Source organism: Dongia sp., from assembly GCF_041905885.1.
Taxonomy (GTDB): Bacteria; Pseudomonadota; Alphaproteobacteria; order Dongiales; family Dongiaceae; genus Dongia.
This window is the reverse complement of record NZ_JAYRKD010000017.1, coordinates 1-13,048: the sequence shown is the minus strand read 5'-3', so window position 1 is coordinate 13,048 and position 13,048 is coordinate 1. Positions and strand designations below refer to the sequence as shown.

The following is a 13,048-nucleotide window of genomic DNA, read 5'->3' as shown; positions in this document are numbered from 1 at the left end:
CACGCCCAGAAGCCAATTTCCGCGGTCCTTTGCCAAGACCTTACATAGTGTGCGTCCGTAATTAAGCAACTGTAAAGCCACCAGATGCCGCGCCCCGGGCCGGCCTGAACCGGGCCTCGAGGCCGGCTCCAAAGCCGAGGTGGGGCACCGCGATCAACCGATCCTCATCCCAGAGGGCCGGCAGTGCCTTCCGGGCCGGCTCCGGGACCCCGGAGGCCGCCTGGGGATGCCCGAGGCCGCCCAGCAGGCGCAGGCCATGCTCGCCCAATCGCCCGATCGTGAAGTCCGAATGGGGCGGCAGGCCGGGCGCAACCGTGACCATGAAACGACCATCCCAGAGCGCGGAAGTTCCCGGGACCGGGACCAGGCGGTCGCGAATGACGCCCCAGTCGCGGAAGACCTGCAGCTTCCCGGCCTGCCGGCGCAGATGACAGCCACCCAACGTGAAATCGGCACCCGCTTCGGCCCGGAGCCGCGCCAGGGCTTCCCGCCGCCGATCCTCCGCGACCGGATAGTCGTTGCCGCCGATGCTCTGCAGCAGGCCGCCGAAGGCGAGGCTGGATGCGGCGTCCTCGCTGAGATCATCCGGGCCGAGGTCATTGAGATCGAGCTCGGCCCAGCCGGCGTCCTGGATCACCAGGCCGGCGGCGAGCCGGCGTGCGGCCTCTTCCTCGAGGCGCCGCCGTTCCAGACCCAGGCGGTGCAGCGCGGCGGCATCGCGCGCTGCGGTTTCCGGCGTCGCCGAGCCGCGCAGGCGCACCCGCTCGAAGCCGGGGTTGTCGTTGCTGGGATCCGAGATCCAGGCCTGGCCGCGCGCCTCGAGCAGCGCGATCAGCTCGGCCTTGGCGACGCCGAGCAAGGGCCGGAGCAGCCGCACATCGTCCAGCGCACGGACCGCGCTCATCCCCGCCAGGCCGATCGCGCCGCTGCCGTGCCCGGCGCGCAGGCGATGGGTCTCGTGCTGGTCGTCGCGATGGTGCGCGACGCCAAGATGCAGGATCGCCTGGTCGCGGCAGAAGTCGGCCATCAGGCGATAGCGGGCTTCGCGCGCCGCGGCCTGGATGCCGGCCGCGGGCTTCGGATCGGTCCAGGGGAGGATGTGGTGGGTGACGTGCGGCAGCGGCTTCAGCCAGCGCCCGACCGCCTGCGCTTCCGCCGCGGATTCCGGCCGCAGCCGGTGATCGACGGTCAGCGCCGCGATCCGGCCGTTGCGGCTGGCCGCCCATTCGGCGAGCAGCAAGGTCAAGGCCATACTGTCGGGGCCACCGGAGACGCCGACCGCGAGATGCGGCGTGCGCTCGAACGGGCCGAGCCGCGCCATCAATCCGGCGAAACGCTCCGGCGAGAATGCGGGCTTGGCCGCGGCAGCCAGCACGGCCGGCGCCGCTTGGATCAGCCGGTGCAGCCGTAGCGCTGCTGGGCGCGCGACGCGCGGTCCTTGATCGCCGCGGAGGCTTTCGGGAATTGCGAGGCCAGCTGCTTGAACGCGGTGCAGGCGTCGTTCTTGCGGCCGGTCTGGCCGAGCGACATGCCGAGCTTCAGCAGGTTGTCCGGCGCCTTGGCGCTCTTCGGGTATTTCTGATAGCCCTCGGCGAAGGCGATCGCGGCACTCTTGTAGTCGCTCTGGGCGTAGTAGGTCTCGCCCAGCCAGTATTGCGCGTTGCCGGCCAGCGGGTCCTTCGGATGCTGGGCGACGAAGGCCTTGAAGGCGAGGCCCGCTTCCGGATAGGCGCCGCGCTGCAAGAGGCCGGTCGCATATTCATACTGCTCCTGCGGCGAGTTGCCGGGAAGCTGGATGGTGCTCGGGTCCTGGTCGACGGCGGCGGCGGCCGCCTGGTTCTGGGTGGCCTGGCTCTGGGCGGCGGCTTCGGCCGCGGCCTCGGCGGCGCCGGCCGGCGCCACCGGCAATTCGGTACCGGCGGCGATGGTGCCGAGCGTGCCCGGCGCGGTCGGCTCCGGCACCTGGGTGGTGCCTTCCGGCCCCGGCAGTCCGGCGCCGGCGTTCATCTGATCCGCGGTCGTGGGCAGCGGCGCCGGTGTCGTGGCGGCGGGCGCCGCGGCAGGTGCCGCCGCGGGCATTGAAGCGGCGGTGCCGGCGGCCATGGCGCCGGTCGCGCCGCCACTCTCCAGCTCGCCGAGGCGGAACTGGGTGTCCTTCTGCATCTGCTCCAAGCGGGTGGCGAGGTCATCGACCTTGATGCCGAGCTGCTCGATCTGGCCCTGGAGCTGGCTCATCTGGCTGGTGAGCTGCTGCATCCGCACTTCCTGCTGCGCGGCGATAGTCCCGCCGCCCGACACACCGGCGGCGCCGGCACCCGGGATCTGGTTCTGCAGGTAGTTCATCTGCTGCTTCAACTGCTGCACTTCCGCCCGGAGGTCATCGACCTCGTCGGCGTGGAGCGGCACGGCCTGCGCGACGGCGAGGACGCCGGCCAGGGCGATGCCCGCCAGCAGACGCGCGGCGAAATTGGAACCGGGGAAAGCATTCTCAAGTCTGGTCATGGATCGCTGCCTCAAACTGCGGGACGCCGCCAGGTCGGCGCGTCGCCTGTCAGGAAACCCTGCGAAGGATAGTTGGGTCGCTTCTGGGCGGAAATATGGCACCGCCTCCACACATTTCGGGGAAAACCCGACCGCGCTTGGGCCGGTTCCACCCCCGCCAACGCCCGGCCCAGATGTGACAAGCGCCGCCGCCGCCCTTCCGGGGCGACGGCGGCGCGTCATTTCCGCAAACCGGACGTCAGACGATTACTGGTTGATCGCCGAGACGCCGCGACGGTTCTGCGAGTAGCAGGCCTCGTTGGATTCGGTGCAGATCGGACGCTCCTTGCCGTAGGAAATCGTGCTGATCCGCGACTTGTCGATGCCCAGAGCCGTCAGGTAATTCGCGATCGAGTTCGCACGGCGCTCGCCGAGCGCCAGGTTGTACTCGCGCGTGCCGCGCTCGTCGGCGTGACCCTCGATGGTCAGGGTGTGCTGCGGATACTGCTGCAACCAGGCCGCTTCCTTCTGCAGCTGCGACTGAGCCTCGGCGGTCAGGTCGTAGCGGTCGAAGCCGAAGTAGACCGTGTTGCCGACATTCTGGTTGAAGTCTTCAACGCTGCCCGGGGTCACCGCTCCGCTGGAAGCCGCGCCGGTCTGGGTGGTGCTGCCCGCACCCTGGGTCGAAGCCGTTTCGACCGGCTCGTCCGAAGAGCAGGCCGCCAAGAACAGCCCCGCAGCCAGGACCGACAAGATCTGGAGACGCATTTTCTTTATCCTCTCATCCTCTTTTTAATTCCACAGGCCGCATCACGGATAAACCCCCTACCCCCGCCGGGTTCCGGGCTATCCCCCGCCTGATTCGCCGATTCTACAGGTGATTGTACTCGATTTCGGGCCGTAAAACCCTCTGAATCGGCGCGGAACATAGTGGATTATTGATTGTCAAGCAAGGGAGACCAGGCCGGATCGGAGCCATCCACCGGGGTCTTCAGGATGCGCTCGTTATAGCCCGTCAGGTCGATGCTGTGGAGCTTGGTAACCCCGCGCTGGTCCTGGGAAAAGAAAGCCAGGACGCGCCCGTTCGGCGCCCAGGTCGGGCCTTCCACCAGCCAGGCGGTGTTGAGGATGCGCTCGCCTGAGCCATCCGGTCGCATCACGCCGATCTGGAACTGGCCACCGGCCATCTTGGTGAAGGCGATGAGATCGCCGCGCGGTGACCACACCGGGGTGGCATAGCGCCCCTGGCCCTTGCTGATGCGCTGGACGTTGCCGCCGTCGGCGCCCATCACGTAGAGCTGCTGCTCGCCGCCGCGGTCGGAGTTGAAGACCACCTTGGAGCCGTCCGGCGAGTAGCACGGCGAGGTATCGATCGCCGGGCTGTCCGTCAACTTCTGCGAGCGGCGGGTGCGGATGTCCATGACGAAGATGTCGGTGTTGCCGCCCTGCGCCATGCTCATGATCACCTTGGAGCCGTCGGGCGAGAAGCGCGGCGCAAAGGTCATGCCCGGGAAATCACCCAGCACTTCCTGCTGGCCGCTGTCGATGTTGAAGAGATAAACCCGCGGCTTGTTGTTGAAGTAGGACATGTAGGTGATGTCCTGGGCCGCCGGCGAGAAGCGCGGCGTCAGCACCAGCACCGCGCCGTCGGTCAGATATTTATGGTTCTCGCCGTCCTGGTCCATGATGGCGAGGCGTTTCACGCGCTTGTCCTTCGGCCCGGTCTCCGAGATGTAGACGATGCGGGTGTCGAAGTAGCCGTCCTCGCCGGTGATGCGCTTGTAGATCTCGTCGGCGATCTTGTGCGCGACGCGGCGCCAGTTGTTGGAAGCGGCGGTGTATTGGAAGCCGGCGATCTGCTGGCCGCCGAACACGTCCCAGAGCCGGAACTGCACGTTGACCTGGCCGTTGCCGCGCGACTGCGCGAGGCCGCTGACCAGCGCCTGCGCATTGATCAGCTTCCAGTCCTGGAAGCGCGGCCCGCTCTGCAGCGAGGCGCTGTCCTGGATGAAGGCCTTGGGATCGATCGGCGCGAACAGGCCGGAGCGCTCGAGATCGTCGGAGACGACGCGCGCCACATCGGCGCCGATCTGGGCATCCGGCCCCGCGCCGGAAAACGCCGGGATCGCGATCGGCATCGGCTTCACCTGGCCGCCGGTGATGTCGATCGTCAGTTCCGCCGTCTGTTCGGCCCGGGCGCCGAACGACACCGCGACGACCAAGATCGCGGCGAACAATCCAGTCAAACGCTTCATGAGCTTCAACCTTCCCTCCAGAACACCACGGCCCGAGTCGACGGCGCGCGGCTTAATTGGGCGAATTCCCTAGCATTAATCGTTGATTCCTGCCACCGGCCGCCATGTATGAACACCTCACATCGCAAGGTGAGCCCTGTCGTCCAATCGCAACAATTCAAAACCCCGTGCGGACGCAATGGCGCAGCGCGCCTTAAGGTTCCGCAAGGTCAACAGCCACCCCGCTGCTCACAGATCTGCTTCATCGGCCAACGCACCGTAATGGTTGGCTTGTATTGGTCGGGCGGGATCGGCAGATGGCCGAGTTCATTCTGGGTCATCAGAACCGCGCGCCGCGCACTCTCCGCAACGGCGTTGCAGTCCGGATCATCATTCTCCTGGAGCACGTCGATCTTGGTCACCACGCCCTCCGGCGTCAGGTGCAGACGCAGGCTGGCGGTGCATTTCTCCAGGTCGGACACACCGATTGGAATGTTCCAGTTCCTCTCGATCGCGGCGCGCAGGTCGTCTTTCGCGCCATCGTCCGCGGACGGGGCGCTCGCACACGACGCCACCGCCAGAAGCAAGAACGCGGCAAGCCAGAGCCGAGTCAACAACCGCCCCGCTGCTCACAGATCAGCTTCATCGGCCAGCGCACGACGATGGTCGGGTTGTATTTGTCCTTCGGAATCGGCAGGCGGCCGAGCTCGTTCTGCGCTATCAGAATTGCACGGCGCGCGCTCTCGGCGATGGTCCGGAAACCCTTGTCGCCGGTGTCGTCGAGCACCTCGATCTTGGTCACCACGCCATCCGGCGTCAGATAGAGACGCAGGCTCACCGTATAACTCTCCGCGTTCGCGATACCGATTGGAATCGACCATTTCTTCTCGATCGCCGTGCGGATGCCGTCGGTCTCCGCCATGGTCAGCGGCACGTCGTTAGTGAGCGCGGCCTGCTGACCGGTGGTCGGCTCGGCCGGGGCCGGCGCCGCCTTCTTCTTCGGCTTCTCTTCGGATTCCGGCGCCGGAGTCTCGGTCGAGAGACTCTTCAGCAGCGCGTCCATGTCGTTCTTCTGCTCTTTCTTCTCCGGCTTCGGCTTCTCGGTCTTCTTTTCCTCTTTCTTCTTCTCTTCCGGCTTCGGCTCGGGCTTCTTCTGGTCCGGCGCCTTCTCGATCGGCTTGTCGGGAATGACCGCGGCCTGCTCCTCCGGCGCCGGCGGGGGCGGCGTGGACGGCGTCGGCGGCGCGGGCTTCGGCGGCTCGGGCTTGGTCTCCTTCTTGGTCTCGGGCGCCGGCGGCTGGGGCTTCGGCTTGTCCATCGGCTTGCCGGCCTTGTCGACCTTGGGCGCCGCGGTGATGTCGGCCAGGGTCGCGAGCTCGATGGTGGGCGGCGCCTCCAGCACTTCCGGCTCGAAGAAGGACGGCACGCCGAGCACGATCAGCAGCGCGAGCAAGACGTGGAAAACCACCGACGCGAGAATGCCGCCGGTGATCGGGTAGCTGCGTTCGGCCCAGACCAGTTGCATGGTCTAGATGAACCCCAGACGATAAGGCGCGTTTCCGACGGTCATTTCGGCTTGGACTTGTCCGTGTTGGCGGCCGGCTTGGCAGGCGTCGTGTCGCCGGGGGCCTTGGAATCGGTCACCAGGCCGACCTTGTTGAAGCCGGCCGCCTGCAGCTCGGCCAGCACCTGGGCGAACATGCCGTAGTTGGTGTCCTGGTCGGCGCGGACATAGATCGTGGTGTCCGGCTTGTTGGCGGTGATCGCCCCGAGACGGGGGCCGAGCTCGTCGAGCTGGATCTCGGTCTCCTGCAGGAAGACCTTGCCGTCCTTTTCGACGCTGACGACGATCGGCTCGTCGGGATTGGTCATCGCCGCCGCCTTGGTCTTCGGCAGCTGCACCGGCACGCCGACCGTCAGCAGCGGCGCCGTCACCATGAAGATGACCAGCAGCACCAGCATGACGTCGACCATGGGCGTCACGTTGATCTCGGACATCGGGTGCGCCTTGCGGCGCGCCGCGTAGCCCCGCGCCCGTCCGGCGTGGCCGAGCTTGACGGCCATCAGTGCTTCTCCTCGAGCTGCCGCGAGAGGATGGCGCCGAACTCGCCCGAGAAGGCTTCCAGCCGGTTGCCGTAGCGGCCGATATCGCCGGAGAGCTTGTTATAGGCGAGCACCGCGGGAATGGCCGCGACCAGGCCCAGCGCGGTCGCGAACAAGGCTTCGGCAATGCCCGGTGCGACCACCGCGAGACTGGTGTTCTGCGAGCCGGCGATCGCGGCGAAGCTGTTCATGATGCCCCAGACCGTGCCGAACAGGCCGACGAAGGGCGCCGCGGATCCCACCGAGGCCAGGAAGCCCATGTAGCGTTCGAGCTGATCCATCTCGCGGCCGAGCGTGATGTTCATGACGCGCTCGATGCGGTCCTGCAGACTCTCCTTGAGGGAGTCGGTCGTGAGCAGGCCCTTGGCGGCGGAGCGGCGCCATTCGCGCATCGCCGCGACGAAGATCGAGGCCATCGGATCGGTCGGCCGGTTGGCGATGCGGTCGAACAGTTCTTCGAGCGAACCGCCGGACCAGAAGGCCTCCTCGAACTTGCGTGCCTTGGCGCGCAGCCCGCGCAGGCGGATCGCCTTGTCGAAGATGATCGCCCAGCTCCAGATCGACGCCAGGAGCAGCATGATCATCACGGCCTTGACGATCCAGTCGGCCTGCAGGAACAGGGCCCAGACCGAAAGGTCGTGCATGCCCGCGGCACTCGGCAACCCGGTCGCGCCCTGCTCCATGGCGGCCGCGGCGGCGGCGGGATCCAGCGCCCCGCCCTCGACCGGCGCCACCGGAACGGCTGATGGTGGTGTGTCTTCGTTCATGTCTCGTCTCGCTTCTGCTTCAACTTGCGCAACATTGTGGTCAGTTTATGGCGATAGCAGCACGCAGCCGTTCCGGCAGGCGGGTCGCTCGCCCTTCCTTCGTCACGCAGGCAATCGTGACCGTGATCTCGACCAGGACCTCGCTCCCGCGACGGACGACCTGATCAAGCAGAATTGATGCCCCAGCCAGGGCAGAAACCCGCGTCTCGACCGCGAGTTCATCGTCGAGGCGTGCCGAACGGTGATACTCGGCGGTGCAGCGTCGCACCACCAGCATCAACCCGTCTTGCGCCACCATCTCGGCGTGGTTGATCCCGCCCGCGCGCAGCATCTCGGTCCGGGCGCGCTCGGCGAATTTCAGGTAGTTGGCGTAGTAAACCATCCCGCCCGCATCCGTATCCTCGAAATAGACACGGATCGGATGGACATGCGCCGGCTGGGTTGAGGTTCCGCTGGCTGGCGCCCCCTCACCCTGTCCCTCTCCCACGAGGGGAGAGGGGACGCTGCTTCTTGCAGCCATAACACGACGGCGGGGCTGCGCCTTCGCACGTTCCGGCTCGGGTCTAGTACGAGGCAGCGGCGTTACGAACGGGGCGCCACGCTGATTCAACTCGGTCAAGATCGCTTCCAGGACGCCATTGGTATTGGTCAGTACGTCATTGTTCCAGAAGCGGATGACCGAGAAGCCGTCACCTTCCAGACGACGCGTGCGAACTGCATCTTGCTTCGCGCGTTCAGCATGCTGACTGCCGTCAACTTCAACGATCAACTTCGCTTCGAAGCAGCAGAAGTCGACGGTGTACGGCGGGAACTCAACCTGACGCCGAAACTTCGCGCCCACCAGGCGTCGATCGCGCAGCTTGAGCCACAGAAGCCGCTCTGCATCTGTCGAACTTGCTCTGAGTTCTCTAGCGCGTGCAATGCTCATTGCCGCGCTCCAACGCTACCCCTTCTCCCCTTGTGGGAGAAGGATACGCAGGCTTGGCGAGGCGCAGCCGAGCCTAGCCGAAGTTGGATGAGGGGTGCGCACCGCGAGGTGCGCGCGCTCGCCAGAGCGCAGAGGGGAGCGCTTACGCGCTGCGTGCCTTCCGGCACGCGCCCCCTCACCCAGCTCCGGCTAAGCTCGCTTAAGCTCGCTAAGCCTGCGCAACCCTCTCCCACGAGGGGAGAGGGGATCGGCGTGGTGGCATTGACAACCCTGATCATGCGTCGCCGTCCTCGCTGCTCGAGGCGGCCAGCAATTCCAGCTGCGCCTCGGTCGCTTTCGAGGGCGTGAGGCCGAGGTGGCGATAGCCGTTGAGGGTCAGCAGGCGGCCGCGCGGCGAGCGCTGCAGCAGGCCTTGCTGGATCAGGAAAGGCTCGATCGCGTCCTCGATGGTGTCGCGCTGCTCCGAGAGCGCCGCGGCCAGGGTTTCCACGCCGACCGGACCGCCGTTGTAGTCGTCGGCGATCGCCTTCAGATAGCGACGGTCCATCGCGTCGAGGCCGAGCTTGTCGACTTCGAGGCGGTTCAGCGCCTCGTCGGCGAGCTTGGCATCGACGCGGCCGTTCTTCGCCACGGCCGCGAAGTCGCGCACCCGGCGCAGCAGGCGGCCGGCGACGCGCGGCGTGCCGCGCGAGCGCCGCGCGATTTCGCCAGCACCTTCCGAGGTCAGATCGAAGTTCAGCAGCTTGGCCCCGCGCCGCACGATCTCTTCCAATTCCATCGCGTTGTAGAAATTGAGTCGCAGCGGGATGCCGAAGCGTTCACGGAGCGGCGTGGTGATGAGGCCGAGCCGGGTGGTGGCGCCGACCAGGGTGAATTTCGGCAGGTCGATCCTGACCGAACGCGCCGCCGGCCCTTCACCGATGATGAGGTCGAGCTGGAAATCCTCCATCGCCGGATAGAGGATTTCCTCGACCGCGGGCGACAGGCGGTGGATCTCGTCGATGAAGAGAACGTCGCGTGGCTGCAGGTTGGTGAGCAGCGCCGCGAGATCGCCGGCCCGCGCGATCACCGGACCGGAGGTCGCGCGGAAACCGACGCCGAGCTCGCGCGCCACGATCTGCGCCAGCGTGGTCTTGCCGAGGCCCGGCGGGCCATAGAACAGCGCGTGATCCAGCGCCTCGCCGCGATGGCGCGCGGCCTGGATGAAGACCGCGAGATTCTCGCGCAGCTTCTGCTGGCCGATGAACTCGGTGAGTTGCAGCGGGCGCAGCGAGAGATCCGGCGAATCCTCGGGCTTCTGCTCGGGGGCGATCATCCGGTTCTCGGTCACTGCGAGAGCTCCCGCAGGCCGTGGACGATCAGGTCATTCAATTCAGCCCGCGCCTGTTTGGAAGCGAGCGCTTTCGAGACCGCGCCATAGGCCTCGGCGCGGCGATAGCCGAGATTGACCAGCGCGGAGACCGCGTCGTTGACGACATCGCCGCCCTCGCTTGCCTTGCCGGCCGGCAGCGCCACGACATTCGCGCCGGCGCCGAGCTCGAGCCCCGCGGCCTTGTCCTTCAACTCGCTGACGATGCGCTGCGCCAGCTTCGGCCCGACACCGTTGGCGCGCGAGACCGAGGCCTTGTCCTGCGATGCGACCGCATGGACCAGGTCGTTCGGCGTCAGGGTCGAAAGAATGGCCAGCGCGACCTTGCCGCCGACACCCTGCACGCTGCGCAACAGGCGGAACCAGTCGCGCTCGGCATGATCGGCGAAACCGAACAAGGTGATCGCGTCTTCGCGCACCTGGGTCTCGATCAGGATGCTGGCGTTCGCGCCCGCGGCACCGAGGCGCCCGATCGTCTTCGAACTGGCATGCACGACGTAGCCGACGCCGTTGACGTCGAGCAGCAGCCCGTCCTCGTTGAGACTGTCGATGACACCGGTCAGCTTGCCGATCACCGCAGGGCCTCGCGGAAGTCCTTCGCACCCCAGCGATTGAGCGTGCCCATGTGATGGGCGTGGCAGATGGCGACGGCGAGCGCGTCGGCGGCGTCCGGGCTTTCGGCCTGCGAGGCCGGCAGCAGCACGCGCACCATCATCTGCACCTGCTCCTTGCCGGCATGGCCGGCGCCGACCACCGATTTCTTGATCAGGTTGGCCGGGTATTCGTAGACCTTGAGCTTGTGCAGGGCCGGGGTCAGCAGCGCCACGCCGCGCGCCACACCCAGCTTCAGGGTCGAGGTCGGGTTTTTGTTGACGAAGGTCTCCTCGACCGCAGCGGTGTCCGGCTGATGCGCGTCGATCACCGCCACCAGGCCGGTGTGGATCTCGACCAGGCGCTCGGCCAGGGGCTGGCTGGCGATGGACGAAATCCGCCCCGCCGCGACGAAGGAGAGCCGCGACCCGTCCTGGTCGATGATGCCCCAGCCGGTATGCTGCAGGCCGGGGTCGAGGCCGATGATGCGCATCCCTTTCGGGCTGTCCTTTCGGAGTCGGTTACGCCGAGAGACGCTGCAGCGTCGCTTCGGAGACTTCGTAATTGGCATAGACGTTCTGGACGTCGTCGTTGTCTTCCAGCGCGTCGATCAGCTTCATGAGCGATTCGGCAATATCGTCATCCACCAGGGTGGTGTTGAGCGGGCGCCATTGCAGCTTGGCTTCCTGCGCTTCGCCGAACTTCTTCTCCAGCGCATCGCGCACGGTGGAGAAGTCATCGACCGCGCAGGTGACCTCGTGGCTGTTCGCATCGCTCTCGACATTGTCGGCGCCGGCCTCGAGCCCGGCCTCGAACATCGCGTCGGCGGAAGCGGCCTTTGCCGCATAGACGATCACGCCCTTGCGCTCGAACATGAAGCTGACGGAATTGGTCTCGCCGAGATTGCCCCCGGCCTTGGCGAACAGGGTGCGCACTTCCGAGGCGGTGCGGTTGCGGTTGTCGGTCAGCGCCTCGACGATGACGGCGATGCCGCCCGGGCCGTAGCCCTCGTAGCGGACCTCATCGTAGTTGTTGTTGTCCTCGCCGCCGGCGCCGCGCTTGATCGCGCGTTCCATGGTGTCGCGCGGCATGTTCGCCTGGCGCGCCGCGATCATGGCGGCCCGCAGCCGCGGGTTGGCGGCCGGGTCGGCCTGGCCGGACTTGGCCGAAACCGTTAACTCACGGATGATCTTGGTGAAGACCTTGGCGCGCTTCGCATCCTGCGCGCCCTTCCGGTACATGATGTTCTTGAACTGTGAATGACCAGCCATGGTCGGCCTCGGATACCCTAGAAATTGACGACTCTCGTTTAAATCCTACCATATCTAGGGGATTTCGCCGCCTCGCGCGCAGGCGGAGGCTGGGCCGCAAATATGGCAGCATTTTGACGCCTTCTAACATATGTCCCCGCGTCGACCAGCCTCGAAAACGCTGCAATTCGGGGGTTTCCGCCGTGAGAAAGGGTTAGGATTTACCGATCCTTTACGGTTTCCGGAGGAGTATCCTCCGCATGGAGCGGCTCAACGCTCCCAAATCTGGGATGACGATCATGGCCCAACCGAACCCGATCATTCTGCCGGAGAATGCCGAGACGGCGCAGCTGCGCGCCGAGATCCAGCGCATGGCCGACATGGTTTCGGGCGTGGTGCGCCAGACCGCGATCGACGGCATCAATGCCGCTATGGCCGTCGCCGCGTCGGGCGCGATGACCGCGCCCAAGGATGCCGACAAGGTCGCGCACCAGATCCTCGAGCGCGCCAGCGTCATGCAGAGCGAGATCGACCGCTTCCTCGCGATCGCCAACGGCCGCCACGCGGCGTAAGCCGCGCTATTTCTGTTCTTCTGGACTTGTGTCCGGCCGATAGGAGAAGTCGCGCCGCCTCCGGACACCTGTCCGCAACGCGTTCACCAGTATCCAACTGCCTAGCAGCCCCTGCAGCAGGACGGACGGCGTCTTACTCGAGAGATTCAACACGCAAGGTCCGGAGCGGATCGCGCAACCGCGTTTCAGCAGTGCGTCGAGCGCCGACTGGTCGAACTGACCACTCTTCAACTGCTTCGCTTCCTCTGCCGTCTCCTTATCGAAGATCACCACGTCATCGAGTTGAAGGCCGTGGTAGCTCCAGATCAGCAGGAAGACACCCAAGGCACCCGCGACGAAGGCGTTCTTCAACTCGCTATGCCGCTCCTTAGCCGAGCGCGCAACGCGCGGCTGGCGGGCCAGGCGGATCGAGGCAGTCCCCATGGCGAGCGCCAGAAGCAACCATGACATCGTCGCAACCGGGATCCGCCCATCTGCGCACCACATATTCCTGGTGCCCGCGAAACACGCCGATCCTTCTGCTCTGGAAGCCGCGTCCCGGCATGGACCGCTTTCAATGTCGGAGTTAACCAAGACGGCGAGATAGCACATGCCTCTGGCCGCTTCGTGCTGCAGGCTCTCCGAAGTCACCTGTGCAGGGGCTAGATGTCGTTGCTATAGAGGTTGTTCACCCGGGCCGACCGGAGGAAGCTGGTTGTTGCGAAGCAAACAGCGTCTTTCTGGGGGCCCGGATGAACGTGCATAAGAATGCGC

At 66.1% G+C, this 13,048-nt stretch carries 15 protein-coding genes; 1 reads left to right on the top strand and 14 read right to left on the bottom strand.

The features are described 5' to 3' along the window. Positions 1-61: 61 nt before the first annotated feature. From tilS to ACH2CY_RS16990, 13 genes are all read right to left on the bottom strand, one after another. Positions 62-1,375, bottom strand: coding sequence for a tRNA lysidine(34) synthetase TilS (gene tilS / locus ACH2CY_RS17050; RefSeq protein WP_395020511.1), 1,314 nt, complete (start codon positions 1,373-1,375; stop codon positions 62-64). Positions 1,376-1,392: 17 nt separating this feature from the next. Next, the gene (gene ybgF, locus ACH2CY_RS17045; protein ID WP_395020510.1) at positions 1,393-2,502 is read right to left on the bottom strand and encodes a tol-pal system protein YbgF; all 1,110 of its coding nucleotides are present in this window, start codon (positions 2,500-2,502) and stop codon (positions 1,393-1,395) included. Between the two features lie 246 nt (positions 2,503-2,748). Beyond that, on the bottom strand, positions 2,749-3,249 hold the full coding sequence (gene pal / locus ACH2CY_RS17040; protein WP_395020509.1) for a peptidoglycan-associated lipoprotein Pal: 501 nt from the start codon (positions 3,247-3,249) through the stop codon (positions 2,749-2,751). Between the two features lie 167 nt (positions 3,250-3,416). Next, positions 3,417-4,736 (bottom strand): Tol-Pal system beta propeller repeat protein TolB, encoded by a 1,320-nt coding sequence (gene tolB, locus ACH2CY_RS17035; protein WP_395020508.1) that lies wholly within the window; start codon positions 4,734-4,736, stop codon positions 3,417-3,419. A gap of 209 nt (positions 4,737-4,945) precedes the next feature. Then, positions 4,946-5,329 carry a hypothetical protein gene (locus tag ACH2CY_RS17030; protein ID WP_395020507.1) on the bottom strand — a complete coding sequence of 128 codons (384 nt, stop codon included), beginning with the start codon at positions 5,327-5,329 and terminating at the stop codon, positions 4,946-4,948. After that, a complete protein-coding gene (locus ACH2CY_RS17025) occupies positions 5,326-6,240 on the bottom strand; it encodes a hypothetical protein (RefSeq protein WP_395020506.1) in 915 nt (304 codons plus the stop codon). Before ACH2CY_RS17025 ends, ACH2CY_RS17030 begins: the two co-directional genes overlap by 4 nt. A gap of 41 nt (positions 6,241-6,281) precedes the next feature. Beyond that, entirely contained in the window at positions 6,282-6,779 is a 498-nt protein-coding gene (tolR, locus tag ACH2CY_RS17020; RefSeq protein ID WP_395020505.1) for a protein TolR, read from the bottom strand. Continuing rightward, positions 6,779-7,501 carry a protein TolQ gene (gene tolQ / locus ACH2CY_RS17015; RefSeq protein WP_395020613.1) on the bottom strand — a complete coding sequence of 241 codons (723 nt, stop codon included), beginning with the start codon at positions 7,499-7,501 and terminating at the stop codon, positions 6,779-6,781. The genes tolR and tolQ overlap by 1 nt, the downstream gene beginning before the upstream one ends. Positions 7,502-7,625: 124 nt before the next feature. After that, positions 7,626-8,513, bottom strand: a complete 888-nt coding sequence (ybgC, locus tag ACH2CY_RS17010) for a tol-pal system-associated acyl-CoA thioesterase (RefSeq protein ID WP_395020504.1) — start codon at positions 8,511-8,513, stop codon at positions 7,626-7,628. 274 nt (positions 8,514-8,787) lie between these two features. Continuing rightward, entirely contained in the window at positions 8,788-9,828 is a 1,041-nt protein-coding gene (ruvB, locus tag ACH2CY_RS17005) for a Holliday junction branch migration DNA helicase RuvB (RefSeq protein WP_395020612.1), read from the bottom strand. Between the two features lie 11 nt (positions 9,829-9,839). Continuing rightward, a complete protein-coding gene (gene ruvA, locus ACH2CY_RS17000; RefSeq protein ID WP_395020503.1) occupies positions 9,840-10,457 on the bottom strand; it encodes a Holliday junction branch migration protein RuvA in 618 nt (205 codons plus the stop codon). Continuing rightward, complete coding sequence (ruvC, locus tag ACH2CY_RS16995) at positions 10,454-10,966, bottom strand: crossover junction endodeoxyribonuclease RuvC (RefSeq protein WP_395020502.1); 513 nt, start codon at positions 10,964-10,966, stop codon at positions 10,454-10,456. Before ruvC ends, ruvA begins: the two co-directional genes overlap by 4 nt. 28 nt (positions 10,967-10,994) lie before the next feature. Then, entirely contained in the window at positions 10,995-11,744 is a 750-nt protein-coding gene (locus tag ACH2CY_RS16990; protein WP_395020501.1) for a YebC/PmpR family DNA-binding transcriptional regulator, read from the bottom strand. Positions 11,745-12,022: 278 nt separating this feature from the next. Between ACH2CY_RS16990 and ACH2CY_RS16985 the strand changes: the two genes are divergently transcribed. Continuing rightward, the gene (locus tag ACH2CY_RS16985; RefSeq protein WP_395020500.1) at positions 12,023-12,295 is read left to right on the top strand and encodes a hypothetical protein; all 273 of its coding nucleotides are present in this window, start codon (positions 12,023-12,025) and stop codon (positions 12,293-12,295) included. A gap of 6 nt (positions 12,296-12,301) precedes the next feature. Here the strand turns inward: ACH2CY_RS16985 and ACH2CY_RS16980 are convergent, their stop codons facing one another. Next, a complete protein-coding gene (locus ACH2CY_RS16980; protein ID WP_395020499.1) occupies positions 12,302-12,736 on the bottom strand; it encodes a hypothetical protein in 435 nt (144 codons plus the stop codon). Positions 12,737-13,048: the final 312 nt, after the last annotated feature.